The following is a 24,106-nucleotide window of genomic DNA, read 5'->3' as shown; positions in this document are numbered from 1 at the left end:
CCTTACTGGCCCTGGATGGCGCGCTGCATGCCGGTGATCAGGCCGTTGATGAAGGTGACGCTGGCCTGGTACTGCACGGCGTTCTCGGCGAAGGCACTGCGCTCCACGTCCATGTTGACCGTGTTGCCATCGACCGCACCCTGCTCTTCGTTGCGGAACTTCAGGCTGGCCTCCAGGGGGCTGGTACCGGTGGCGGCAAGGTGACGGGCCGAGGTGGTGTTGAGCGCCAGATTGCCGCTCTTGCCAGCCAGCGCGCCGTTCAGGGCCGCCTTGAAATCCACGTCCCGGGCCTTGTAGTTGGGCGTATCGGCGTTAGCGATGTTGGAAGCGATGACCTGCTGACGGTAGGCGCGCGTGTTCAGCGCGGTCTGGTGGAAACGCATCGCTTCGTCAAGTCGGCTGCTCATTCGGATCACCTCTAAAGTTCGTTGCCACGCGTGCCGTCATGCCTGCCTGGGGTGCGCGCTGTGGTTTGCGTACACTCCTTTGCACCTTCCATGCCAGCCATCGTAAGGGCCCGGACACCCGGCAGAAGGGCCGAACAGGCGGCAATTAGCACGTCAATTTGCCCTCCTCCCGCCTTGCGCCCCTGCCGCCCCGGCAAGTTGCCGGCAAGTTTTGCCGGCCCGCCGCCGCCTCTCCGGCCAGCTCGAAATAGCCTGGGGAAAGAAGCTCTGTTTCCGCCTGCACAAGAGGTGCCGACATGGTTGAATGGCAACATCTCCCTCCGGCCGCCGCCATGCTCCGTCCCGTATCCCTGTTCAGCCTCGTCCTGCTCCTGCTGCACGCTCTTCCGCTCCAGGCCCGCCAGGACCCGGTGCCGGTCCGGGCCGAAGTCAATCGCTTTCTCGACCTGCAGAGCCGCAGCCTGCCCGGTGAGGTCCGCATCCAGGTGGGTGAGTTCAACGGTGACAATGGCCTGGCGCCCTGCGTGCAGCTGGAGGCCTTCCTGCCCGCCGGTGCTCGGGCCTGGGGGCGGGTTTCGGTGGGCGTCCGCTGCCTGGCCCCCACACCCTGGACGGTGTACGTGCCGGCAGAGGTCCGGGTAAAGGGGCTTTACCTGGTCAGCGCCGGGCCGATCACCGCGGGCCAGGTTCTTGGCCCGGCAGATATCCGCCGGGAGGCCGGCGAGCTCACGGCTCAGGCAGCCGACGTGCTCACCGACCCGAACCAGGCTGTCGGGCACGCCGCCCGGATCAGCCTTGCCGGTGGCCGCCCCCTGGCCGCCAGCCACCTGCGCCTGCCCCCGGCCGTCCTGCAAGGCCAGCCGGTCAAGGTGGTTTCCCGCGGCGCGGGCTTTCAGGTGGCCAATGACGGCGTCGCCCTGAGCAGTGCCGCCGATGGACAGGCTGCCCAGGTCCGCCTGGGCAACGGCCAGGTGGTGCGGGGCACCGCCCGCAACGGCGGCATCGTGGAAATCACGCTGCCTTGAACGGGGGCCTGCCCTAACTGCCCGAATCGGTTAAAGTTTCTCTTCCATGGGTCGTTGACCCCCTCGACATATGGAAGAAAGGGCAATGCCATGAAGATTGATAACTCTGTCAAATCAGCCGCGGGCCTGCCGCCCAACGACGGCCGAACCCGCTCTGCCAAGGAATCCCCGAAGACCGAATCGGCCAGCGGCGGCGGAGAAAAGGTTGAACTGTCCTCCCTGTCTGCACGACTGCAGCAGATGGAGGAGACCATCGCCAACACCCCCGTGGTGGACAGCGCCAAGGTGGACGAGATCAAACAGGCCATTACCGAAGGTCGTTTCAAGGTGGATACCGGCAAGGTTGCCGACGGCCTGATCGAGAGCGTTCGCCAGATGCTGACCGCACAGCCGGGGCCAGCCTGAGGTGGCTGTCGATCCCGGCCTCACGCAGCGCCTGGCTCGCCTGATTCACGACGAACAGGCCGGCCTGCAGGCTTTCGTTGCCTTGCTGCAACGGGAAGAAGCCTTGCTCGTGGAAGGCCAGATCGACGCCCTCACCGCCCTGGCGGAAGAAAAGACCCGCCTCTACCGCGCCCTGCAGCGTCTCTCCGACGACCGCACGATGATGTTTGCCCGCCTTGGGGCAAAGGTGAGCAACGACAACATCCGCATCGTCCTGGCGGATTCGCCGGATGCATTGGCGGCGTGGGATGTCGTTGTAGCCCTGGCCGGCGAGGCCAAGGAGCGCAACCGGGTCAACGGACAGCTGATCACCGAACGCCTCCAGAACAACCAGCAGGCACTGAGCACCCTGCTCGCCGCCGCTGAGCACCCGCAGATCTACGGCCCCGACGGCCAGTCGCGCCCCACAGCCTCGAGTCGCCACTTCGGCTCGGTCTAGGCGCCCCTGCCCGACACCCTTCCCGGGCCCAGGGCACTGACACTCCGGAATACCCCATCATGCCCGCCCCCGGCAGGACGACGCAGGTCAGCGTACGGGAGACACCGCCTGCGGCTCGGCCGGCGCTGACGGAGGTGCGGGGGGCGCCGCATCAGCCGGCAGGATGGAGTCCGTCACGCCGGAAGCCTTCACCGGCTTGACCACCTCGGCTTCGACAACCCGGGATTCGATCATGATGGTGACCCGGCGATTGCGCGCCCGGCCGTCCGCGGTGGCGTTGTCGGCCACGGGGCGCTGATCGCCGTAGCCCGCTGCGGTCAGGCGCGAGGGCTTGACGCCGCCATCGACAAACAGGCGCACCACGCTCGACGCCCGCACCGCAGAGAGCTCCCAGTTGGACGGGAACATGGCTGTGGCGATAGGTGTGACGTCGGTATGACCCTCGACGGTGATCGGAAATTCGGCGCCCGCCACCACCTCGGCCACCGCCCGCAAGGCCCGGACGGCATCCGCCCCGAGCTGGGCTCCGCCGGGAGCAAACAGAACGCTGGCATTGATCTCGACGGTGATGCCGAAAGCCCCCTCGGTAACCCGCACTTGGCCGTCGGCCACCAGGGGCGCAAGCACCTTGCGAATCTCCTCGGCCATGTTCTTGACCCGCTCGGCCCTGGACTTGCGGGCCTCCTCGGTCTCCGGTGCATCGGACGGCGGCGGTGTGACGTGGGGACGGATGGACGGGATGGGGCTGGAGATGATGTTGGGGCTGTCCTTGTTGCTGGAGATATTGCGAAAGGCACTCACCACCGAATCGGACATGATCCGGTACTTGCCTTCATTCAGGGACGACAGGGAATACATCACCACGAAAAAGGCGAACAGCAGAGTGATGAAGTCGGCGTAGGAAACGAGCCAGCGTTCGTGGTTCTCGTGCTCCTCCTCACCCTTGCGACGCCGCGCCATGCCTCAGCCCCCGTAACCCTTGAGGCGGCTTTCGATGATGCGCGGGTTATCGCCGTTGGCAATGCCGACAAGTCCATCCAGCACCATCTCACGCAGGGACACCAGCGTGCCCACCACGCCGAGCAGCTTCTTGGCCACCGGCAGGAAGATCAGGTTGGCCGAGCCCACCCCGTAGATGGTGGCCACGAAGGCGACGGCAATGCCCGACCCGAGCTTGGACGGATCGGAGAGATTCTCCATGACGTGGATCAGCCCCATCACCGCACCAAGGATGCCGATGGTCGGCGCATAGCCACCGGCGGCTTCCCAGATCTTGGCCCCCTGCTTCAACTGGCTCTCCCAGCTGTCGATCTCCACCTCGAGCACCTCACGCAGGCGCTCCGGCTCAACCCCGTCGACCAGCAACTGCAGGCCCTTCTGGATGAAGGGATCATCGACGGCAGGAATCTGGCTCTCCAGGGACAGCAGACCTTCCTTGCGGGCCACGTGGCTCCAGTTCACGACCTGCTCGATGAGCAGGGAGTGCGCCAGCGTCGGCGGCACGAAGACCCACTTGACCATCTGCATGCCGGTGCGGAAGACCGCGGCGGAACTCTGCAACATCACCGCCCCGAGGGTGCCGCCAATGACGATGAGAAAGGCCGTGGGCTGGATGAGGGACCCCACGTGGCCGCCCTCGAGCACCTGCCCGACCAGAATGGCCGCGAGGGCCAGGGTGATGCCGATGAGGCTGATGCTATCCATTGCAGTACCCGCTCAGAGGCTCAGGAGGCGGTCGCACGACGACCCCGCCCCCGGCCTTCGCCCTTCACTTTCGGCGCATTCTGGATGGCCCCGGAAATGCGCGAACGCAGGCGGGCGATGGCCTGGCTGTGCAGCTGACACACCCGCGATTCGGACACCCCGAGCACTTCACCGATCTCGCGCAGGTTCATGTCCTGTTCGTAATACAGGCCCATCACGGTTTTTTCCCGGTCGGGCAGGTCATCGATGGCCTTGATCAGCACATCACGCATGTTCCCTTCGAGCAGCAGGGTGAGGGGGTCGTTGCCCTCGAGGGTGATGTGACGTTCCAGGTAGTCGTCCTCGCCTTCGCCGGCGAAGTCTTCGAAGTACACCAGCTGGTAGCCCCGCGCCTCCTGCAGCATGTGCTGGTAATCGGCCAGCGGCAGGCCCAGGGATTCGGCCAGCTCGGTCTCGGTGGGGTGCCGGCCATGCTGCTGCTCCAGCTGATGCACGGCCGCCTCGATACGCCGCATGTCGCGCCGCAGGCTGCGCGGCAGCCAGTCGTTCTCGCGCAGGCCATCCAGCATGGCGCCACGGATGCGCTGCACGGCATAGGTTTCGAACTGTGCGCCCAGGCCTTCTTCGTAACGGTTGATGGCATCGAGCAGACCGAGCATGCCGTTCTGGATGATGTCTTCGACCTGCACGCTGGCCGGCAACTTGGCCATCAGGTGGTAGGCAATGCGCTTGACCAGCGGGGCGTACTGGACGACGAGTTGTTCCTTGTCGAGGGTACCGGAGGCGGTGTACATCTTTGCTCAGCTTTCTGGTCTGGTTTTCCGGACGGTGCGGGACGTCACAGGAGTCTCATCGGCACCGATAGGCTTCTACGTGACCCAAGTAACAATATCTCACAAAGATGCGCTCAACCGGCCACGCCAGCCTGCGCTGACCAGGCCCGCAGACGCCGGATGAATGCGCTCGCCCCTTCGGCCGGATGGCGCTCCCCGAGGGGTGCCGTCATTGAGTCGGCCAGGCCGTCGCGCTCCACCTCACCCCGCCATACCAGCGGCAGGCCCACATGGCGTTCGGTGAAGTCGTTGAGGCTGGCGAACAGCGCCGTGGCGTCGGCCCGGTCGCGGGCACCGCTGACCGCCACTTCCAGCGAACCGGCACCTGCCGCCGCCAGGCCCTTGATCCACTGACAGGCACCCCGCGCGCCCACGCCACTGGCCTCGACGACGAGCAGGCGGCGCCCCGCGGCCCGGGCGAAGGGCGTCAGGCGCCGGGCATCGCCCACCGCATGAATGGCCAGCAGGTCGGCGCGACGCTGCAGTTCGGTGATGCCGGCCTCAAGGCGGGCATGATGGGCATCATCAAGCAGCGAAACGGCGTGGACCGTGGCAGCAGCCGGTACGACCCACAGCCCGTCGGCAACCTCACGCATGGTCTCCGTCACTTCATGCTGGCCCTGCAGGGCTCCCAGCAGATCTCCCCCTTCGGGGAAGCCGAAGGCGCTCAGCAGGGAGCCGTCTTCCGGGGCATGTTCGTCGAGCACCACCACCCGGCGGGCACCTTCGGTGAGTGCGACGAGGGTCTGTAGAGCCAGAGCCCTGGGCAGACGGCCCGTAGTAAACAGGGCCACCACAGCCGACGGCGTGCGACGGAACAGGCGGCGCAGGCCAGCGGCCTGATCGGATGCGTGCAACATCTCAGAGGCCTCCGCGCAGGCTGGGTGCTGCCGTCTTGGCGGCAGATGCCATCAGCAGACCGGCCTCGAGGGGCTCGAGACGAAAGGGCGATGCGGCCGGCAACTCCTGGAGAGCCTGGGTCAGCAGCTTGTCGCGATTGGGCAGATGCAGATCCTCCGGCACACGCTGGCCATTGGCCACGTAGAACACTTCGACCTGGTGCCGGATGGCCACGTCGAGAACAGGCGCGAGGGACATGGCCTCGTCCATCTTGGTCAGGATGACGCCGGCCAGATCATCGCCGGCATAGGCCCTGACCACGTCGTCGAGGGTGTCACCGCGGCTGGTGGCGTTGAGCAACAGCAGGCGCGAGACCTTGCCGGCGCCGGTGAGCATGGCCGCCTGTTCGGTCACCATCTTGTCGCGCTGGCTCATGCCCATGGTGTCGATCAGCACCATGTGCTTGTCCCGCAGGCTGGCCAGGGTTTCCCGCAGATCGGTGGCGTCACGCACCACGAACACCGGCACCCCCAGGATGCGGCCGTAGATGCGCAGTTGCTCGTGGGCGCCGATCCGGTAACCGTCAGTGGTGATCAGGGCCAGCTTGTCGGCACCGTGGCGCACCACGCAACGGGCCGCCAGCTTGGCGGTGGTGGTGGTCTTGCCGACTCCGGTCGGGCCGACCAAGGCAAACACGCCACCCCGGTCGATGATGTCGGCGTCGCTGGCCATGGCACGGAAGCGCTGATCGAGGGCCTCGTGGAGCAGGCGGTGGGCATCTTCGGGGGCTTCGTCTTCGGGCACGCTCTCGGCCAGCTCCCGGGCCAGCACGGCAGAAAAGCCCGCCTCCAGCAGATCACCGATGAGGCGGGTGCGGCCGGGGGCGCTGCGCCCCATCTCACCCCAGGCAAAGCCGGCGAGCTGGCGCTCGATCATCTCGCGGATGGCTGCGAGCTCGTTGGCCATCTGGGAATTGGCGGACTCGAGGGCGCGGATGCGGGCCTCTTCCTCAACCCCCGTGGGGCGCTGACGCGGCGGCGCCTCGCGGGACGGGGCGGCATCGGTACGCAGCGGAGAACGCGGTGTCGGGGCGGCAGGCTCGGCCGGCGGACGGCGGACCTGGGTGGAGGCCGCGTTGAACACGTCCCGGGACAGCTCGACCCGGGGCGGGCTGAAGGGCTGCATCTCAGGCTGCCGGGGAGTGGCAGGACGCGGCTGGGCGGCCGGAGCCGGTGCGGGGGAAGCCGCCGGGCGGGCACCCGCCGCACGGGACAGGCTGACCCGGAAATCGTCGTCGAAGAAATCCTCGGCCATCTTGGGGCGCGGAGCAGGCGCTGCCGGTGCAGCCGGCGGTGGCGCCACGGGCACGTTTTGAGTTTGAGCCGCCTGGGCGCGCGCGCGCTGGAGGGTGGCCACATCACCCGCCGGCAGGGCGAGGATCTCCACACCGCCGTTGGCCGCGCGATTGGACAGCACCACCGCGTCCGGCCCGAGGTCGTCCTTCAGCATGCGAAGGGCCTCGCGGGCGGTTTTGGCAAAGTAGCGCTTGACGTTCATGCTCCTGTCTCCGGGGTGCGAAGGCTTTCATGGGCCCACGATGGGCACTTCGGCAGCTTCGATTATCACCAGCGGCCGTGCTTTCGATGGCCGGGAAAAGACAGGTTTTAGGGCGCTATTCCCCCGACAGAGGCGAGGAAACTCAGGATGAGACCGAAATCATGGCGGAGACACGGATCAGGCGCGTCTCCGGAACCTCCGAGTTGGCCACCACCTTGAGGGTCGGGACAGCCCGGCGCAGGAAGCGTGACAGCAGCCAGCGCAAGGGTGCCGGCACCAGCAGGACCGGGGGCAGCCCCGTGTCTTCCATGCGCTGGGCCGCTGCGGCGGTCTCCCGCAGCAGGGTGTCGGCCAGGCCCGGTTCGATGGCCCCGCCATCGGGCCCACCGCCGGCCATGGCCTGCATGAGCACCCGCTCCAGGCCCGGATCGAGGGCCATGACCTGGACCTCGCCATTGCCCGGGAACAGCCCCTGGACGATGGCCCGACCCAGCGCCTGACGCACCCGGGTGGTGAGCTCGAGGGGGTCCTGGATGCGGGGGGCGTGCTCGGCCAGCACCTCGACGATGGTACGCATGTCGCGGATATTGACGCCCTCGTCGAGCAGGTTCTGGAGCACCCGCTGGACACTGGCCAGGGGCAGCAGCTTGGGCACCAGATCCTCGACCAGCTTGGGCGTGTCCTTGGCGATGTGGTCGAGGAGAGCCTGGGTCTCGATGCGGCCGAGCAGCTCCGAAGCATGACTGAGGATGAGATGGTTGAGGTGGGTTGCCACCACCGTGCTGGCATCGACCACGGTGTAACCGAGGGCGTGGGCCTGCTCGCGCTGGGCGGCATCGATCCACACCGCCGGCAGCCCGAAGGCCGGGTCGGTGGTGTCCCGGCCGCTGAGGGGGCCGGACACCCGCCCCGGGTTGATGGCCATGAACTGCCCCGGAAAAGCCGCCCCCACCCCGATCTCGACCCCTTTGAGGACGATGCGGTAGGCGTTCGGCTTGAGCTCCAGGTTGTCACGGATGTGCACGGGGGCGGCGAGAAAGCCGATGTCCCGGGCGAACTTCTTGCGGAGGCCACGGATGCGCTTGAGCAGCTCGCCATCCTGCCCCTTGTCCACCATGGGAATGAGGCGGTAGCCCACCTCCAGGCCGAGCACATCGACCGGGGTCACGTCGGACCAGCTGGCCTCCTGGCTTTCTGCCGGCACCACTGGTGCGGCGCTCGGCGCTTCGGCCTCTTCGACCAGCTCGGCCTGTCGCGCACCACCGCGCCAGGCCAGATAGCCCAGGCCGCTCGCCAGGAGCAGGAAGACGAAGTTGGGCATGCCGGGAATCAACCCCAGGATGCCGAGGATGGCCGCGGTGAGCACCATCACCTGCGGGTTCGAGAAGACCTGCCCGATGACCTGGGAGCCCATGTCCCCGTCGTCACCGACGCGAGACACGACCAGACCGGCCGCCACGGAGATGATGAGGGCCGGCAACTGGGCGACGAGCCCGTCACCGATGGTCAGCAGCGTGTAGTTGGTGGCGGCCTGCCCCAGCTCCATGTTGTGCTGGAGCACCCCGACGATCAACCCGCCGACCACGTTGATGGCCATGATCAGGATGCCGGCCACGGCGTCGCCCCGCACGAACTTCGACGCACCGTCCATGGCGCCGTAGAAGTCGGCCTCCTGGGAGGTTTCGGCACGCCGGCGTTTGGCTTCCTTTTCGTCGATCAGACCGGCATTGAGGTCGGCGTCGATGGCCATCTGCTTGCCGGGCATGGCGTCCAGGGTGAAGCGGGCACCCACTTCGGCGATCCGCCCCGCACCCTTGGTGATCACCACGAAGTTGATCAGGGTGAGGATGATGAAGACGACCAGGCCGACGGCGGTGTTGCCACCCACCAGGAAGTGACCGAAGGCCTCGATCACCTTGCCCGCGGCATCCGGGCCGGTGTGGCCCTCCAGCAGCACGACCCGGGTGGAAGCCACGTTGAGCGACAGGCGCAGCAGCGTGGTGACCAGCAGCACCGTCGGGAAGACCGAGAAATCCAGCGGCTTGCGGGTGTACATCGCCACCAGCATCACCATCACCGACACCGCGATGTTGAAGGTGAACATCAGGTCCAGCACAAAGGCCGGCAGCGGCAGCACCATCATCGAGAGGATCAGGATGATGAGCAGCGGGCCGGCCAGGGTGCGGATGTTGCCCGGGGCGAAGAGCGTACGCAGGTTCAGGCTACCGTTCATGGCTGCCATGGTCTCCCGTTTCCGGTCGGAGGAAAGGCCGGAAGAAACCGGGATTTCGGGGTCAATTCAGTGCCGGCTCAGGTCTCCGGGGCGTCGGCAGCCGGATCCATGCCCGGCGGAACGGCCAGACCGCTGGGCTGCTCGGGCGGCAGCCCCCCTTCGGCAATCCAGTGATTGAGCTGGAACACCCAGGCCATCACCTCGGCCACCACGGTGTACAGCTGGGCGGGGATCTGCTGCTCGAGTTCGCAGTGGGCATACAGCGCCCGGGCCAGTGGCGGCGCCTCGAGAATGGGAACGCCGTGCTCCCGGGCCAGATCGCGGATGCTGTGGGCGATCAGGTTCATGCCCTTGGCGACCACGACGGGGGCGCCGGAACGCTCCGGGTCGTATTTCAGCGCCACCGAATAGTGGGTCGGGTTGGTCACCACCACGTCGGCCGTCGGCACCTGGGTCATCATGCGACGGCGGGACATTTCCCGCTGGGCAGCACGGATGCGGGCCTTGATCTGCGGGTCGCCTTCCTGCTCCTTCATCTCCTGGCGCACGTCTTCCTTGCTCATGCGCAACTTGCGGTGATATTCCCAGAGCTGGTACGGCACGTCGATGGCGGCGATGAGGGCCAGACTGGCGACGATGAGCAGGGTCGCCAGCAACACCAGGCTGGCAAAATCGTCCATGCTCGCCTCGAGGGGCTGGAGCATCAGGGCAAAGAGATGGTCCCGCTCCCGCCACACGACCCACACGCCCACGCCCCCAACCAGAGCCGCCTTCAGGCTGGCCTTCACCATCTCGGCCAGACCGTGGGTTGAGAACATCCGGCCCAGCCCCTGCATGGGGTCAAGGCGGGTGAGGTCGAAGCGCAGGGCGTTGACCGAGAACACCCACCCACCCATCACGAAGGGCACTGACAGCGCGGCAACGATCAGCGCCAGCAGCAGGGGCGTGATGGTGAGCAACCCATCGGTGGAGAGTTCAGCCAGGATCTGCAGCATGCCGGTGGTGCTGAAGGCCTGGTTGCGCTCGAAACTGAGGCCCGACTTGACCATCTGCATCATGCGGTGCCCACCCCAGCGGCCGAGCACGTACAGGGCCGTCACCCCGACGATCAGCGAGATGAAGGTGGCCAGCTCCCGGGAGTGGGGAACCTGCCCCTCTTCCCGGGCCTGCTCCAGCCTTCGCGGTGACGCTGATTCTGTTTTTTCGAGGTCGCTGTCTTCAGCCACGGACGGCTCGACGGTAGTTCAGACCCGCTCAGGATACGCGGGCACCACCGTCGATCACGGCCTGAACAGACCGGCTTTGCCCGGGCTATTCCGGGCCGGCGTGCGCCGGTCAGCGGGTGACGATGTTGCTGCCGACCAGATTCTGCATGGCGATGGCCTCCCGCTGCAGTTCCGACAGTCTGAAACTCAGCAGCATCAGCTGGTCTTCCATCTGACCGAGGAGTTCGCGGCAGGCCTGGACGGGGCTGCCCGCCAGCACGCGCGTCGAATCGATGCGCGCCTGAAGTTCGGAGAGCATTGCCTCCTGACCGGGGTGGGAGGCAATGAACTGGCGCAGGGCCCGCTCCCGGGCCTCGAAATAGGCTACCGGATCGCGCTCGGCCAGATGTTTCCAGTAATCGAAGTCAAAGCCACCCATGTGCCCTCCCCCTGCCGGATCGGGACCGTGGTGGAAAAAGCACGGGCAAGGGCAGTCAGGAACGATCCTAACCGGCCCTCGCCCGGTGATGGGCGGTCTACGTCACACCACGGTGTTTCAAGGTGTGACGATGTGGCATAAGTCGCGGCGGATTACCTCAGGCGGCGAGGGCGGGAAGCTCCATCTTGGCCAGCAGGGCGCGACGCGACACACCACCACCACGGCTGTCCCCCAGGGCGCCGAGCAGTTCCTTCATGTCGAGGATCAGCACGATCTGCCCGTTGGACAGGGTGGTGACGCCGGCAACCCCCTTCGGACGGAAGTCATCCAGGGACTTGATCACCGCGTCCTCGCGACCGGCGAAGCTGTCGATGGCCAGGATGAAGCTCTGCTCCGCGCTCTGCATGAGCACACCGTACTCGGGCGTCTGGACCGGCTCCCAGCCCAGGAGGGACGAGAGGGGCATGATGGGCAGCACTTCGCCACGCACCACCATGGTTGCCCGTCCGCCGACCTCCTGCACCTCGGCCGGCTCGATCGGCAGGATCTCGCGGACCATGGACAGGGGCACGGCGAAAGGCTGCTCGCCGAGGCGGACCAGCAGTACCGGCAGGATCGCCAGTGTCAGGGGCAGGCTGATGACAAAGGTGGTGCCTTTGCCCAGGCTGGAGCGGATCTCGATGGAGCCGTTGAGCTTCTGGATGTTGGTACGCACCACGTCCATGCCCACGCCGCGGCCGGACACGTCGGAGATCTGGCTGGCCATGGAGAAGCCGGGCAGGAACACCAGGTTGTAGCTCTGGCGTTCGTCCATGGTGTTGGCCTCTTCATCGGTGATGAGGCCCTTCTCGACCGCCTTGGCGCGCAGGCGCTCGGCGTTCATGCCACGCCCGTCGTCGGCCACCAGGATCACGATGTGATCGCCCTCCTGGCGCGCCTCAAGACGCACGATGGACTTTTCGGGCTTGCCGTTGGCGAGTCGATCCTGGGTTTCCTCGACACCGTGATCCACCGCGTTGCGGATGAGGTGGATGATCGGGTCGGACAGATCCTCGATCATGGTCTTGTCGATCTCGGTTTCCTCACCGGAGAGCACCAGCTCCACGTCCTTGCCCAGGTTGCGGGCCAGGTCGCGGGCGATCCGCGGATACTTCTGGAACAGGCGCCCGATGGGCTGCATGCGGGTCTTCATCACCGCGTTCTGCAGATCGGACACCAGCAGGTCGAGCTGACTGACCGCCAGATCGAGGGCATGCAGGGTTTCCGTATCGCTGCGCCCGTTGAGGATGTCGCTGCGCAGGGCATTGAGTCGATTCTTGGTCAGACCGATCTCACCCGACAGGTTGAGCACCTGGTCGAGCCGCGCGGTATCGACGCGAATCGAGTTGTCCCGCTGCTTCTCGCTGTCACGCCGCCCAATCGGACCTGAGGCCCCCGGCTTGTCGGTGACGCGCCGGCCGACCGCGGCCTTGATGATCTGCTCGGGGGTCTTCTGGGCCAGTTCCTCGTCGGACTGATGCATGGGTACCGGCAGCGAGGCAGGGACCTCGACGGGCGCGGCGGCGGCCGGAGCAGCCCCGGTCACGGTCTCGAACAGGGCATTCCAGTCCAGCCCGTCCTGGGAGGCGGCGGCAACCGGCACCGGCGGCGAGGCCACCGGAGCGGCACGAACCGGCGCAACAGCCGGTTTGGCAGTGCCCCCCGACAGATTGCCGGCAATGGCCAGGCGCAGACTGTCGATCAGCTGCGGGTCGGCCGCCGCAGGCTGAACACCCTGCTCCAGGTAGCCGAACATGTCGCGCACCGCGCCGGTGGAGGACAGGATCACATCCATGACGTCGGGCGTGATGGCCAGTTCACCGTTGCGCAGCTTGTCGAAGAGATTTTCGGTGAGGTGGCACAGGGTGACCAGCTCGGCAGCGTTCAGAAAGCCGGCCCCCCCCTTGATGGTGTGAAAGCCACGGAAGATGTCGTTGAGCAGGCCCTTGTCGTTGGGCGCCCGTTCGAGATCCACCAGCTTGTTGTCGACACCTGACAGGAGATCTCCGGCCTCCACAAGGAAGTCCTGGAGAAGGTCATCCATCCCGGAAAAATCGCTCATTGCATTCGCTCCTTGCGGGCTTGCCCGCTTCAGCCCGGATCAGAAACCCAGGCTCTCCAGCAGGTCATCCACCTGCTCCTGGCTGGACACCACGTCATCCCGGCCCACCGCATTGATCACCGGACCGTTCATCAGGGTGTCCGGTGCCTCTGCCTTGCGCTCGGCGGGCATGGCCTCGATCAGGACCTGAAGCAGTTGCTGCTCCAGCCCCTGGGCCAGATCCACCACTTTCTTGATGACTTGCCCGGTGAGATCCTGAAAATCCTGCGCCATCATGATTTCCATCAGCTGGGCACTGGTCTCCCGGCTCCCCGTCACCACATGACCGAGGAAGTCACGGGTTTCACCGGCAAGAACGCGGAACTCATCCGGCGACAACTGCTGCGCGTAGAGGCGATCCCAGCGCGCCTTGAGGGCGGCCGCGTCGGTTTCGGCCCGATCCTGGATGGGCTTGGCGATATCCGTGGCGTTCAGCACCTTGCTGGCAGCCTGCTCGGTCATCTCGGCGATGTAGGTCAGGCGCTGCCGGGCATCGGGAATGGCATGGGCGGCCTCCTGAAGGCTTCGGTCATACCCGAGCTCACGCAGGGTGTCGTGCAACTGACGCGTCATCACGCCAATGCGGTTGAAGACCTTGTCACAACTGTGGGCCGGCTCATCGCCAGCCGCGCCAGCATGCTCGCTGGCGGAATACTCACCAGCCACGGAATCGAACAGGGCCTGGAGTTCGTCGTCATCACCACCAGCGGATACGGCCGGCGAGACCACCTCAAGATGCGGAGGGGCTGCGGTGGGAGCGACTGTCGCCCCCCCGGCAATGCTGTCAAACAGGGACTGCAGGTCGTCGCTATCGCCCGATTCATCGAATTTAAGACGCTTTGCCATGATGGAGCTCCGTCTGATCGGCTGCTTCAGGCAGCTTTTTGGCCCATCTTTTCGAAGATCTTTTCGAGCTTCTCGGACAGGGTGGCCGCGGTGAAGGGCTTGACGATATAGCCGCTGGCCCCGGCCTGTGCCGCAGCGATGATGTTCTCCTTCTTCGCTTCGGCCGTGATCATCAGCACCGGCAGATGCTTCAGCGACGGCGTCGCCCGGATGTTCTGCAGCAGGGTCAGGCCATCCATGTTGGGCATGTTCCAGTCCGTGACGACGAAATCGAAAGGCAGGGAATTGAGCTTCTGCAGGGCGATCTGACCGTCCTCGGCCTCATCCACGTTGGTGAAGCCAAGCTCCTTGAGCAGATTGCGGACAATGCGCCGCATGGTCGAAAAGTCATCGACAACGAGAAATTTCATCTTGGGGTCCGACATGTTGTTGATCTCCGTTCAATCCCGGTATGCACGCATCAGGAGGGGGCGCAGGGTGTCTGCCAGAACGTCGGCGTCAAACTTTGCGACATAGGAATCGACGCCAACACTCTTGCCCATGGCCCGGTTGGCCTCGGACGACAGGGATGAGTGCATGACGACCGGAATGCCTTCAAAACGGCTGTCCGCCTTGATGTTGCGGGTGAGCACATAGCCGTCCATCTCGGGCATCTCTGCGTCCACCAGAATAAGGTTGAGTTCGTCGCGCAGGCTCACGCCTCGCTGCTGGGCATGATTGGCCATGCCCTCCAGACGGGTCCAGGCCTCGAGTCCGTTCAGGGCATGCTTGTGGCGCACGCCGAGCTTGTCCAGGGTCTCCGCGATTTTCTTGCGGGCCACCGCCGAATCATCCACAAAGAAGAGGTTGACGTCCTGCCCGCCCTCCAGGGGATGGATCTGCCCCACCACTGCCTCACCAAAGGTGCTGGCCAGGATGGTCTCCACATCCAGAATGGAGACGAGCTTGCCATCCTGCAACTCGGTGATGGCCGTGATGAAGTGATGCCCACCGGAGGTGACGTTGTCCGGCGCCCGGACCTTGTCCCACTCGACGCGGATGATGCGATCCACCTCGTGCACCAGGAAGCCCAGTGTGCGCTTGCTGTATTCGGTCACCATCATTGAGCCGCCCAGCGGATCATCCGACGCGGAAATTCCCATGACCTTGGCCAGGGCCAGCACCGGAATCACGTTGCCACGCAGCGAGATCAGCCCCTCCACGCCAGCCGGCATGTTGGGCGCCTTGGTGATGAAGGGTGTGCGCGACACCTCGCGAACCTTGAAGACATTGATGCCGAAGATCTCCTGGGTACCCAGCGAGAACAGCAGGATCTCCATGCGGTTCGAACCGGCCAGTTTGGTGCGGGCATCGACAGCTTCGAGCAGCCCACGATCGACACGATCCATGTTCATGATGCTCCTCTGCGTTCAGGCGGTCTTGGTCAGGTTGGCGCGCTGGGTGATCAGGCGGCGCAACACTTCGGCAAGGCGCTGGGGTTCGAACTTGGCGACGTATTCATCGACACCGACAGAGCGACCGAGTTGCTGGTTGGACATGCCTGACAGGGATGAATGCATGATCACCGGCACGCCTTCAAAGCGCGGGTCGGACTTGACCTTCTTGGTGAGGATATAGCCGTCCATCTCGGGCATTTCCACATCGGTGAGAATCAATGCCACCAGATCCTTGACCTTGCGGCCCGAAGCGGCGGCATAGGAAGCCAGCTTCTCGAGCTCATCCCAGGCCGCACGGCCATTGACCGTTCCGACGTAGCGCACACCCAGCACGTCCAGAGTGCGCTCGATCTGCTTGCGGGCAACGGAGGAATCATCGGCAAAATACACGGTGATCGGCTCTTCCGCCTCGATCGGCTCGATGCCCTTGAACAGGAATTCGTCGTCGTAGCGGGTTGTCTCGGACAACACTTTCTCGACATCGAGAAGCATCACCAGCTTGGGCCCGGGCAGCTCGGTGACGGCGGTCACCAGACCGCCCAGGTTGGCCGTCAGCATGTCGGGCGGCACGCGCATCTGCGACCAGTCCAGACGCAGGATGGTGTCCACGGCTTCGACCAGGAAGCCCTGGGTGTGACCGTTGTATTCGGTGACGATCATGATCTCGCGGGGGCTGTCGGACCCCATCCCCGCGTACTTGGCCAGGTCGACGACGGGAACGAGAACGCCCCGCAGGCTGACCATCCCTTCCACGGACGAAGGCATTTCGGGCGCCGCCGTGATGGGTGGCGTACGCATCACCTCGCGGACCTTGAAGACGTTGATCCCGAAGGTCTCACGTCGTCCGGTGCGCGGGTCCAGGCCCAGGGTGAACAGCAGGATTTCAAGCTTGTTGGTGCCGGCCAGCCTGGTGCGCGCGTCAATGTTCTTGAGAAGTTCGGACATGCTCAATCTCCGTCTCAGACCCCTGCCGACCCGATGGCGCAGGCTCCGATCTGGAAGCAATATCGGCGGGGGGCAAACAATCTTGAGGCTTCCGGGGCCAGATGGCGCGCGGCCTGCACAAGAAAAAACGGCCCGCAGGAAGGCGGGCCGAACACACTCACTGAAGCGGGGAAAAGAGAGGCGGATCAGGCCCTGTAGCCGATCCGGAAGCCGCCCCAATGGCGGCCATTGACGTAAACAGGGGCCGAGATGTCGTGCATGATCTCGCCGGTATCGCGGCGATAGGTTTGAATCAGGAAGGGCATTTCATGCTTGCCGCACTGTTTTCCGACCGGGTCGTCGAAGACCCGCTTGCTGCGATTACCGACGAAATCCTTCTCGTAATCACCCGTCAGTTGCAGGGAGAAACGTTTGTTGTGGGTGGGCACATAGCCGTTGCGATCCGTCCCGATGGCATAGACGACCTCCTGATTCCCGTCGAGCAGACGCTCCTGCAGGATGGGGAAGAGGCGGTCGGTCAGGCTGTCGAAACGGGTGCTGTATTTCTGCGGTCGAGTGTTGGCAATCGGTTTGTAGGCGTCATCAAACAGATCCGCCTCGCTGACCTGTCCGCTGGCCACGGCCTGCTCAAGGAGCATGCCCATCTGGCGGGCCCCATCCCGCACGATGTCCGGCATCTTCTTGTGCACCAGCATGGCCTGCTCGCCGGCGGCCCCCAGCTTGAAGACCCGGCTGATCTCCTTGAGGTTCATGGCCAGCCCGCTCAGGCTGGTGGCTTCGTCCAGGGTCTCCCGGGCACCGGCCGAGTTGCGCCCCACCATGTCCATGATCTGCCGCACATGCCCCACGATCTGGTCAGCCTCGCGGCTATGAGCATTGATGGCCGCGGCAATGGCGTCCACCTTCTCCATGGTCTGGCGCGCACCGTCGTTGATCTGCTGGAGCGATCCGGCCGCCTTCTGGGCCAGTTCGGCACCTGCGTGAGCCTGGGAGCTACCGGCATCGATGGACGCAATGGCGCTGCGGGTCTCCGTCTGAATGGCCGCAATCATGGTGCCAATCTCGGTTGTGGCGGTGGAGGTCCGCTCCGCCAGCTTGCGCACCTCGTCGGCCACCACGGCAAAGCCGCGCCCCTGCTCGCCCGCCCGGGCGGCTTCGATCGCCGCATTGAGGGCAAGCAGATTGGTCTGATCCGCAATCTCGCGAATCACCTTGACAATGCCGCTGATGGCCTCTGAACGCTCGCCAAGCGCAGAGATGACTTTTGCCGAGTCCTCCACCGAGCGGGCAATCTGCTCGATCTCCCGGGAGGCGCTGGTGACAACCTCCGCGCCCTTGACGGACAACTCCCGCGCCACCTGGGCATTGGTTGCGGTCTGGCTGGCATGTTCGGCGACAGCGCCGACTCCGGTCGTCATCTGTTCGATGGCCAGCACCATGCTCTCTGCTGCACCCTGCTGGCTGCTTGACCCTTCCGCAACGCGCCCGGCATGCCCCGACAGCAGATCCGCTGCCTCGTGCACCCGCTGGGCGTCGAAGATCACCTTGCCGACGATGCCCTGAAAGCTGCTGATCAACTCGTTGAAGACCGACTCGACCTCGCCCACCTGCCCGGAGGACACCGCCACACGGCGGGACAGGTCACCGTCCTTGTGCATGGCCCGGATGGTGTCACGCAACTCGGTCAGGGGATGGATGAACAGCACCCGGACCGACACCAGCAGAATGACGCCGACCGTCACCCCGAGGGCCACGCAGACACCGACGAAGCCCGCGGACAGGGAGAGGCCGAACGCCACGCCTGCGCCGAGGGCGCCGCCTCCGGCAACCAGGCCGGCCAGAATGGAGACAATGGAAACTTGCATGATGTTCGGCGATCCCCGCTCGTCAAGAGAAGGAAAGCGAGCCGTGGACCCGCCCCCCGGAATCGGCGGCAAAGCAATCGCCGACACCTCGTCCTTGCACCCGCACAGCGCGGGCATCAAAGGCTTCGAGGCGTTTATCGGCGCAGTCCGGCCTAACTTGAGGACCCGAAAAAGACTCAAAAGGCGCTGTTTCGCGCCTTTATGACGTTCGCTCGGCGAGGCGGAAGAGGACGTCCACGCGGTTGCCGACCCCGCTGTAGCGGACCTCCTCGCACACCCGGAGCAGGAGCGGAATGCCACGGCCATGGCCCTTCAGGATGTCCTCACCCGTCGGCTCCAGACCCGCCGAACGGATCTGCTCCTCGTGGTCGAATCCCGGGCCCGTATCGGCGCAGCTGATGTGCAGAACGGGCGGCTGGCCATCCCCCTGGCGCAGGGAAAGCTCGAATTCCACCGCGCCCATTTCAAGCCGCGCAAGACGGCGACTCCGCTCGTCGAGAAACACATCCATCCCTTCCACGCCAGCCTTGAGGGATGAGGGCAGACGCAAGAGACCGTGATCGAGGGCGTTGTTGAAGAGTTCGGAAAGCACCAGAAACAGACGCCCGGCGAACGGCCGCACGCCTTCGAACTGCTCTATCGCACCGAGCACCAGGGGCACGGCGTCAAGACGCTTGAGATCCGCAGCCCCCAGGCGCAAAACAAAGCGCCAGTCACTGGCCGTCGGCGCCGCCGGAAGCTCTCCGGAGCTCACCGCAGGCACCGGTTGAGGCGTATCGGTCAGGGCGATCTGGGCAATCGAGATGTCATCCCGCGGCGGACTGCCACCCGTCAGGTCCTGCACGATCTCGGTGAGCCGGGGCAGGCGCAGCCCGGCGTGAAGGCCGTTCAGCGCCACACCCAGTCCATCCACCCCCAGAGCCTGACCCGCAGCATCCTCAAGCTCGATCAGCCCATCGGAAAACAGCAGCAGATGGTCGTGGGGATTGACGACGTGGGCATCCACGGTGCCGTCGAATTCATCATCGTCAACGACGCCGAGGGGGAAGTGATGCCGGTTGAAATGCAGGCGCACCCCGCCATCCGGCCGGACCAGCAACGGCCCGGGATTGCCACCGTTCCAGACCGTCACGTAGCGCTCGCGAAAGTTCACGGCAACGAGAGTGGCCGCGATGAAACGGTCCACCGGCAGCAATGCCCGCACCTTGCTGTTGATCTCCCGGGCAATGGCATCAATGCCGAAGCCACGCTCGGTCATGCGGTAGAACGGTGCGGTCACGGGAAGCACGTTGAGCGATGCGGCCAGGCCGTGCCCTGCGCCATCGGCCAGCAGCACGTGGAGCACGTTGCCCGGGGTCCGGGCCGCGGCGATGAGATCACCGCTGAACTCCGCGGCGGACGCGATCCAGTGAGACACCGCCGGGTCGCCCAACGCCTCCCGGTTGATCAGGCGCTCCATCACGAAGCGCGCCAGGCGCTGCTCCTCTTCCTGCAGACTGCGGTAGCGGGCCAGTTCGCGGTTACGGGCTTCGGCCTGACGCTGCATGGCCTTCAAGCGGAGGATCACCCCCAGCTTGGCGTGCAGCATCTCGCGGGATGCGGGCTTGCACAGATAGGCATCCGCCCCGGCCTCCAGGGCACGCATCTGCGTCGCCTCATCAAGGCTGCCGGTAAAGACCAGACTCGGGATCCAGCTACCCCCCGTGCGGGCCCGCACCGTCTTGAGCAGCTCGATACCGTCCATGCCAGGCAGGCCGACGTCCGTCATGAGGACGTCCGGATAGGCCTCGGCAATGTGATCGAGGGCCTCGGCTGCAGTGCTGACACCGGCGACACGATGCCCCAATGCCACGAGATCCCGACGAATCAGGTAGAGATCGTCGGGATTGTCATCAACTACGAGGATGAAGAGGGATTCGGCGTCGTGCTCCGCCACCGTCAGACGATCGGGAACAGCTTGCCGAAGTTGGCGATGTCGAGAACCTGCCGGACGCTGCCCTTGGCATTGGCCAGACAAACCGTCTTGCCGGAGCTTTTGGCCTTGTCCCGCAGCATCAGCAGCATGCCGAGGGCCGAGCTGTCCAGATAGGCCACGTTACCGAGATCCACGGCCACCTCGGTGGTTCCCGGACTGCCCAGGGCGCGGTCGACGGCATCGCGAAATTCACGATGGGAGTTGAAATCAAATCGTCCGGAGAGCTGAATCCTGGCCTGACTCTGCTGGGTGCTGACGCTGGTATCCATTTCTGTTGCCTCTATTTTTTCACTGACTCTTGCGACTCTGCCGGAACCGACCGGCCGCTGCCCCCACAACCTCTATGCCTTGATGCCCCGCTTATCCGTCATGCGCAGGCGATTCAGCACGCGTAAACCGACCTCCCGGAGAGGCGCCACTTCATCAAGGGCTCCGATGGCCGCCGCTTCACGCGGCATGCCATACACCACGCAGGACTCCTGGTCCTGGCCGATCGTCCATGCACCGGCCTGACGCATGGCCAGCAAACCCTGGGCTCCATCCTTGCCCATTCCCGTCAGGATGACACCCACGCCGTTGGCGCCCACTTGCGTCGCCGCCGACTGGAAGAGCACATCCACCGCCGGCCGATGCCGATTCACCGGCTCCGACTGGGCAAGCTCACATTGGTAACCCCCGGCCACGCGCCGCACAGACAGGTGGGAATGCCCGGGAGCGAGGTAGGCGGTGCCAGGCACCACGCGCTCGCCATGCTCGGCCTCTTTCACCCGCAAACGGCAAAGACCATCCAGACGCTTTGCAAAAGATGCGGTGAACATCTCCGGCATATGCTGGACCATCAGGATCGCAGGCATGTGTTCCGGCATGGAACATAGCACTTCCTTGATCGCCTCGGTGCCTCCGGTGGAGGCGCCTATCAGCACCAGACGCTCATGCAGGGCACGTTCCGAGACGCCCCCCGCCGCACTGGCAATCTGCCCGAGAGGCTCGCGCAGCAAGGGTTTCGGGCTTGGCGGGGGCGCCACCGGCACCCTCGGCCGGGCACCGAAAGCGCACCGCACCTTGTCACAAATTTCTACACGATACGCTTCGATGCCGGCAGTCGAATCGAGTCGGGGTTTCGGAACAAAATCGACAGCACCCAATTCGAGCGCCTGCAAGGTAGCCTCCGAACCACGCCGGGTCAGACTTGAAATCATGACGACAGGCATCGGCCGGAGCCTCATCAAGCGCGCCAGAAAATCGAGACCATCCATTTTTGGCATCTCGATATCCAGGGTCAGGACGTCCGGATTGAGGGTCTTGATCATTTCCCGGGCAGCAATAGGATCGGGTGCAGAGCCCACCACCTCGAGGTCGGGCGCCGAGTTGATCACTTCGCTCAAAACACTGCGCATCAGCGCAGAATCATCGATAACGAGAACCTTGATGACCATGCTTCATTCCAGTTGCGTACGGAGCCAGGCCCCGTCATCCAAATAGCTCAACGTCACCCTGAACATTGTCGCGTCGAAGTCGGGCTTCATATTCGCGCTCACGGGCAATAAGCGTGTCATTTTTCACGCGAACCAGCTTTTTCATCATCACCCGCCCGCTGACAGGAAAGAAATAGACCTTCCGGGGATAAATGTCGAGAAGATCCTGGGCCACCACGGGTATGCGTTCGGTCTGCAGATAATCGAGCACGAACTCCACGTTCTTCTCACCAACCTGGGCCTGCGAGAGGCTGGCGAGCACCCTTCCACCCCCGAATACCTTGGCCTCAAGACTGCTGCGTCGGGCACCCAGTTTGAGCAGGTGGTTGAGCAGCACTTCCATGGCATAGGCACCGTAGCGAGCCGATGAAGAAAGCACGTCCAACTCGCCACCGTTGTCCGGCAGCATGAAGTGGTTCATGCCTCCCAGGCCCTTGTCCCGGTCCCGAACGCAGGCGGTGACACAGGAACCCAGCACGGTGACCAGCACGATATCGGAGGTGGTCACGAAATACTCTCCGGGAAGCACCTTGACCGCATCGCACCCGAAAGTGCGATCAAAGTAGCGGTTGGTGGCCATGTGCTCCACATAGCCGGCTTCAGCGTGCACGGACCGTCCTTTCGTAAACCGTCCGCCCGAGGGAGCGGAACAGGTCGGCGGCATGCAGGAAGCTCTCTGAATGCCCCGCGAAGAGCAGGCCATCCGGCTTGAGCAGCGGGACGAAGCGCTCCAGGATGGCGTGCTGGGTGGGCTTGTCGAAGTAGATCATCACGTTGCGGCAGAACATGACGTCAAACGGCCCCTGCACCGCCCAGCTCTTGTCCAGCAGATTGATGCGCTTGAACTCGATCAGACGTTGCAACTCCGGACGGACCCGGGCCTGCCCATCCTGACTGCCCGTACCCTTCAGGAAGAAACGCTGCATGCGCTCCCGTGAGAGCCGCTCGACCCGGTCCATGCCATACACCCCCTTCTGCGCCGTCGCCAGGACGTTGGTGTCGATGTCGGTAGCGACGATCTGCACCGGTGGCGTCAGGGAGTTGAACGCCTCGCAGGCGGTGATGGCCAGACTGTAGGGCTCCTCGCCAGTGGATGCGGCGCTGCACCAGATGCGGAACGGCGTCCTCGATACGTGCTTCTTCAAGCGCTCGGCCAGGATGTCGAAATGGTGTGCCTCCCGGAAGAAGGAGGTCAGGTTGGTGGTCAGACTATTGACGAAAGTCTCCCACTCGTCCGGCTCCCGCTGGGCGCGATCCAGATATTCGGCAAAAGTCCGGTCCCCACGGGCCCGCAGACGCCGGGCCAGCCGGCTATAGACCATATCCTGCTTGATCGGCGAAAGCGAGATGCCGGCGTGCTTGTAGATCAGCTCCCGGACGCGCTCGAAATCACGGCTGGAAAACTCGAACTCGCGCTCGGGCATCGGCAGGGACGGTGCGCGCACAGGGGTGGAGGCCACTTGCGGGGAGGAGAGCCCCGGGCGGCTCCCCGTCGAAGATCCAACAGGAGCCCGGGGGTAACGGAGAGGCAGCTTCTCAGACATGGCTCAACCTCTCTCAGAACTCTTCCCACTCATCGTCGATCTCGCTTCCACCACCCGCCCTGCGCACCTTGGGAAGGGGGGCCGCAGTCGCCCGGGGCGCTACCGGACGGGCACGCTCGGGCAGGCGGGCGACATTATCGGGAACAGGGGCCGGCTGCCCGGCTTGCGGACTCCCGGCATGAAGCCGGAACATGGCCACCGAGCGCACCAGGCTGCGGGCTTGATCTTCCAGGCTCTCTGCGGCGGCGGCGGCCTCCTCGACCAGAGCCGCATTCTGCTGCGTCACCTCGTCCATCTGCCCCACTGCCTGCGTCACCTGCTCGATCCCGCTGCTCTGCTCCGAGCTCGCCTCCGCAATCTCCGTCACCAGCGACGACAGTTTCTGGAAGTTCGATACCACCTCCTCCATCGTCTGGCCCGCCTCGTTCACCAGCTTGGCCCCGTCTTCCACCTTGTCCACGCTGTCCGCGATCAGTGCCTTGATCTCCCGTGCCGCCTGCGCGCTGCGCTGCGCCAGGCTCCGAACCTCGCTCGCCACCACCGCAAAACCCCGACCCTGCTCGCCCGCACGCGCCGCTTCCACCGCCGCGTTGAGCGCCAGGATGTTCGTCTGGAAGGCAATCGAGTCGATCACCCCGATGATGTCGGCGATCTTCTTCGCGCTCTCCTGGATCGAGCCCATCGTCTCGACCACACGGCCCACCATCGCTCCACCCTGCTCCGCCACTTCGTTGCTCGAGCCAGCCAGCTCCTT

24 protein-coding genes are annotated in these 24,106 nt (G+C 64.8%); 3 read left to right on the top strand and 21 right to left on the bottom strand.

Annotated features, from left to right (window positions below):
• Positions 1–2 precede the first annotated feature (2 nt).
• On the bottom strand, positions 3–407 hold the full coding sequence (gene flgB / locus L6Q67_RS20645) for a flagellar basal body rod protein FlgB (RefSeq protein ID WP_296574199.1): 405 nt from the start codon (positions 405–407) through the stop codon (positions 3–5).
• A gap of 332 nt (positions 408–739) precedes the next feature.
• Here flgB and flgA point away from each other — a divergent pair, with 332 nt between their 5' ends.
• The 3 genes from flgA to L6Q67_RS20630 all read left to right on the top strand — a co-directional run bounded on the left by flgA (position 740) and on the right by L6Q67_RS20630 (position 2,315).
• On the top strand, positions 740–1,432 hold the full coding sequence (flgA, locus tag L6Q67_RS20640; protein ID WP_296574196.1) for a flagellar basal body P-ring formation chaperone FlgA: 693 nt from the start codon (positions 740–742) through the stop codon (positions 1,430–1,432).
• Positions 1,433–1,522: 90 nt separating this feature from the next.
• Positions 1,523–1,837 (top strand): flagellar biosynthesis anti-sigma factor FlgM, encoded by a 315-nt coding sequence (flgM, locus tag L6Q67_RS20635; RefSeq protein ID WP_296574194.1) that lies wholly within the window; start codon positions 1,523–1,525, stop codon positions 1,835–1,837.
• A 1-nt stretch (position 1,838) separates the two neighbouring features.
• Positions 1,839–2,315 carry a flagella synthesis protein FlgN gene (locus tag L6Q67_RS20630; protein WP_296574190.1) on the top strand — a complete coding sequence of 159 codons (477 nt, stop codon included), beginning with the start codon at positions 1,839–1,841 and terminating at the stop codon, positions 2,313–2,315.
• Between the two features lie 87 nt (positions 2,316–2,402).
• On the opposite strand, the gene motD is transcribed toward L6Q67_RS20630, so the two are convergent.
• The 20 genes from motD to L6Q67_RS20530 form a co-directional block, all read right to left on the bottom strand.
• Positions 2,403–3,275, bottom strand: coding sequence for a flagellar motor protein MotD (gene motD / locus L6Q67_RS20625; RefSeq protein WP_296574188.1), 873 nt, complete (start codon positions 3,273–3,275; stop codon positions 2,403–2,405).
• 3 nt (positions 3,276–3,278) lie between these two features.
• Positions 3,279–4,019, bottom strand: coding sequence for a flagellar motor protein (locus L6Q67_RS20620; protein WP_296574185.1), 741 nt, complete (start codon positions 4,017–4,019; stop codon positions 3,279–3,281).
• 20 nt (positions 4,020–4,039) lie between these two features.
• On the bottom strand, positions 4,040–4,813 hold the full coding sequence (locus L6Q67_RS20615; protein WP_296574180.1) for an RNA polymerase sigma factor FliA: 774 nt from the start codon (positions 4,811–4,813) through the stop codon (positions 4,040–4,042).
• Between the two features lie 113 nt (positions 4,814–4,926).
• Positions 4,927–5,712: a flagellar FleN gene (locus tag L6Q67_RS20610; RefSeq protein WP_296574178.1), complete on the bottom strand. Its 786-nt coding sequence runs from the start codon at positions 5,710–5,712 to the stop codon at positions 4,927–4,929.
• A 1-nt stretch (position 5,713) separates the two neighbouring features.
• Positions 5,714–7,249 carry a flagellar biosynthesis protein FlhF gene (gene flhF / locus L6Q67_RS20605; RefSeq protein ID WP_296574176.1) on the bottom strand — a complete coding sequence of 512 codons (1,536 nt, stop codon included), beginning with the start codon at positions 7,247–7,249 and terminating at the stop codon, positions 5,714–5,716.
• A 142-nt stretch (positions 7,250–7,391) separates the two neighbouring features.
• The gene (flhA, locus tag L6Q67_RS20600) at positions 7,392–9,482 is read right to left on the bottom strand and encodes a flagellar biosynthesis protein FlhA (RefSeq protein WP_296574174.1); all 2,091 of its coding nucleotides are present in this window, start codon (positions 9,480–9,482) and stop codon (positions 7,392–7,394) included.
• A gap of 77 nt (positions 9,483–9,559) precedes the next feature.
• Positions 9,560–10,708, bottom strand: a complete 1,149-nt coding sequence (flhB, locus tag L6Q67_RS20595) for a flagellar biosynthesis protein FlhB (protein WP_296574171.1) — start codon at positions 10,706–10,708, stop codon at positions 9,560–9,562.
• A gap of 109 nt (positions 10,709–10,817) precedes the next feature.
• The gene (locus L6Q67_RS20590) at positions 10,818–11,126 is read right to left on the bottom strand and encodes a DUF3135 domain-containing protein (RefSeq protein ID WP_296574168.1); all 309 of its coding nucleotides are present in this window, start codon (positions 11,124–11,126) and stop codon (positions 10,818–10,820) included.
• A 157-nt stretch (positions 11,127–11,283) separates the two neighbouring features.
• Complete coding sequence (locus tag L6Q67_RS20585; RefSeq protein WP_296574165.1) at positions 11,284–13,227, bottom strand: chemotaxis protein CheA; 1,944 nt, start codon at positions 13,225–13,227, stop codon at positions 11,284–11,286.
• Positions 13,228–13,266: 39 nt separating this feature from the next.
• Positions 13,267–14,112: a protein phosphatase CheZ gene (gene cheZ, locus L6Q67_RS20580; protein WP_296574162.1), complete on the bottom strand. Its 846-nt coding sequence runs from the start codon at positions 14,110–14,112 to the stop codon at positions 13,267–13,269.
• A gap of 26 nt (positions 14,113–14,138) precedes the next feature.
• Complete coding sequence (cheY, locus tag L6Q67_RS20575; protein ID WP_296574159.1) at positions 14,139–14,537, bottom strand: chemotaxis response regulator CheY; 399 nt, start codon at positions 14,535–14,537, stop codon at positions 14,139–14,141.
• Between the two features lie 15 nt (positions 14,538–14,552).
• A complete protein-coding gene (locus tag L6Q67_RS20570; protein WP_296574300.1) occupies positions 14,553–15,500 on the bottom strand; it encodes a chemotaxis protein in 948 nt (315 codons plus the stop codon).
• 21 nt (positions 15,501–15,521) lie between these two features.
• Positions 15,522–16,493, bottom strand: a complete 972-nt coding sequence (locus L6Q67_RS20565; protein ID WP_296574156.1) for a chemotaxis protein — start codon at positions 16,491–16,493, stop codon at positions 15,522–15,524.
• Between the two features lie 185 nt (positions 16,494–16,678).
• The gene (locus L6Q67_RS20560; RefSeq protein WP_296574153.1) at positions 16,679–18,358 is read right to left on the bottom strand and encodes a methyl-accepting chemotaxis protein; all 1,680 of its coding nucleotides are present in this window, start codon (positions 18,356–18,358) and stop codon (positions 16,679–16,681) included.
• A 199-nt stretch (positions 18,359–18,557) separates the two neighbouring features.
• A complete protein-coding gene (locus L6Q67_RS20555; protein WP_296574151.1) occupies positions 18,558–20,294 on the bottom strand; it encodes a fused response regulator/phosphatase in 1,737 nt (578 codons plus the stop codon).
• Positions 20,295–20,296: 2 nt separating this feature from the next.
• Entirely contained in the window at positions 20,297–20,602 is a 306-nt protein-coding gene (locus L6Q67_RS20550) for an STAS domain-containing protein (RefSeq protein ID WP_296408655.1), read from the bottom strand.
• A gap of 72 nt (positions 20,603–20,674) precedes the next feature.
• Complete coding sequence (locus L6Q67_RS20545) at positions 20,675–21,769, bottom strand: chemotaxis response regulator protein-glutamate methylesterase (protein ID WP_296574146.1); 1,095 nt, start codon at positions 21,767–21,769, stop codon at positions 20,675–20,677.
• A 34-nt stretch (positions 21,770–21,803) separates the two neighbouring features.
• Positions 21,804–22,418, bottom strand: coding sequence for a chemoreceptor glutamine deamidase CheD (cheD, locus tag L6Q67_RS20540; RefSeq protein ID WP_296574135.1), 615 nt, complete (start codon positions 22,416–22,418; stop codon positions 21,804–21,806).
• Positions 22,408–23,232 (bottom strand): CheR family methyltransferase, encoded by an 825-nt coding sequence (locus tag L6Q67_RS20535; protein ID WP_296574296.1) that lies wholly within the window; start codon positions 23,230–23,232, stop codon positions 22,408–22,410. The genes cheD and L6Q67_RS20535 overlap by 11 nt, the downstream gene beginning before the upstream one ends.
• 133 nt (positions 23,233–23,365) lie before the next feature.
• The coding region (locus L6Q67_RS20530) for a methyl-accepting chemotaxis protein (protein WP_296574130.1) at positions 23,366–24,106 on the bottom strand (741 nt) is incomplete at its 5' end.

Origin of the sequence: Zoogloea sp., assembly GCF_023150065.1 — a bacterium.
In the GTDB taxonomy this organism is placed as follows: domain Bacteria; phylum Pseudomonadota; class Gammaproteobacteria; order Burkholderiales; family Rhodocyclaceae; genus Zoogloea.
This window is presented reverse-complemented; position numbering and strand designations above follow the sequence as displayed.

Coding starts and splice junctions, on each gene's coding strand:
- flgB (WP_296574199.1), bottom strand. CDS start 407: ATGAGCAGCCGACTTGACGAAGCGATGCGTTTCCACCAGACCGCGCTG.
- flgA (WP_296574196.1), top strand. CDS start 740: ATGCTCCGTCCCGTATCCCTGTTCAGCCTCGTCCTGCTCCTGCTGCAC.
- flgM (WP_296574194.1), top strand. CDS start 1,523: ATGAAGATTGATAACTCTGTCAAATCAGCCGCGGGCCTGCCGCCCAAC.
- motD (WP_296574188.1), bottom strand. CDS start 3,275: ATGGCGCGGCGTCGCAAGGGTGAGGAGGAGCACGAGAACCACGAACGC.
- L6Q67_RS20620 (WP_296574185.1), bottom strand. CDS start 4,019: ATGGATAGCATCAGCCTCATCGGCATCACCCTGGCCCTCGCGGCCATT.
- L6Q67_RS20615 (WP_296574180.1), bottom strand. CDS start 4,813: ATGTACACCGCCTCCGGTACCCTCGACAAGGAACAACTCGTCGTCCAG.
- L6Q67_RS20610 (WP_296574178.1), bottom strand. CDS start 5,712: ATGTTGCACGCATCCGATCAGGCCGCTGGCCTGCGCCGCCTGTTCCGT.
- flhF (WP_296574176.1), bottom strand. CDS start 7,249: ATGAACGTCAAGCGCTACTTTGCCAAAACCGCCCGCGAGGCCCTTCGC.
- flhA (WP_296574174.1), bottom strand. CDS start 9,482: ATGAACGGTAGCCTGAACCTGCGTACGCTCTTCGCCCCGGGCAACATC.
- L6Q67_RS20590 (WP_296574168.1), bottom strand. CDS start 11,126: ATGGGTGGCTTTGACTTCGATTACTGGAAACATCTGGCCGAGCGCGAT.
- L6Q67_RS20585 (WP_296574165.1), bottom strand. CDS start 13,227: ATGAGCGATTTTTCCGGGATGGATGACCTTCTCCAGGACTTCCTTGTG.
- cheZ (WP_296574162.1), bottom strand. CDS start 14,112: ATGGCAAAGCGTCTTAAATTCGATGAATCGGGCGATAGCGACGACCTG.
- cheY (WP_296574159.1), bottom strand. CDS start 14,537: ATGTCGGACCCCAAGATGAAATTTCTCGTTGTCGATGACTTTTCGACC.
- L6Q67_RS20570 (WP_296574300.1), bottom strand. CDS start 15,500: ATGGATCGTGTCGATCGTGGGCTGCTCGAAGCTGTCGATGCCCGCACC.
- L6Q67_RS20565 (WP_296574156.1), bottom strand. CDS start 16,493: ATGTCCGAACTTCTCAAGAACATTGACGCGCGCACCAGGCTGGCCGGC.
- L6Q67_RS20560 (WP_296574153.1), bottom strand. CDS start 18,358: ATGCAAGTTTCCATTGTCTCCATTCTGGCCGGCCTGGTTGCCGGAGGC.
- L6Q67_RS20550 (WP_296408655.1), bottom strand. CDS start 20,602: ATGGATACCAGCGTCAGCACCCAGCAGAGTCAGGCCAGGATTCAGCTC.
- L6Q67_RS20545 (WP_296574146.1), bottom strand. CDS start 21,769: ATGGTCATCAAGGTTCTCGTTATCGATGATTCTGCGCTGATGCGCAGT.
- L6Q67_RS20535 (WP_296574296.1), bottom strand. CDS start 23,232: ATGCCCGAGCGCGAGTTCGAGTTTTCCAGCCGTGATTTCGAGCGCGTC.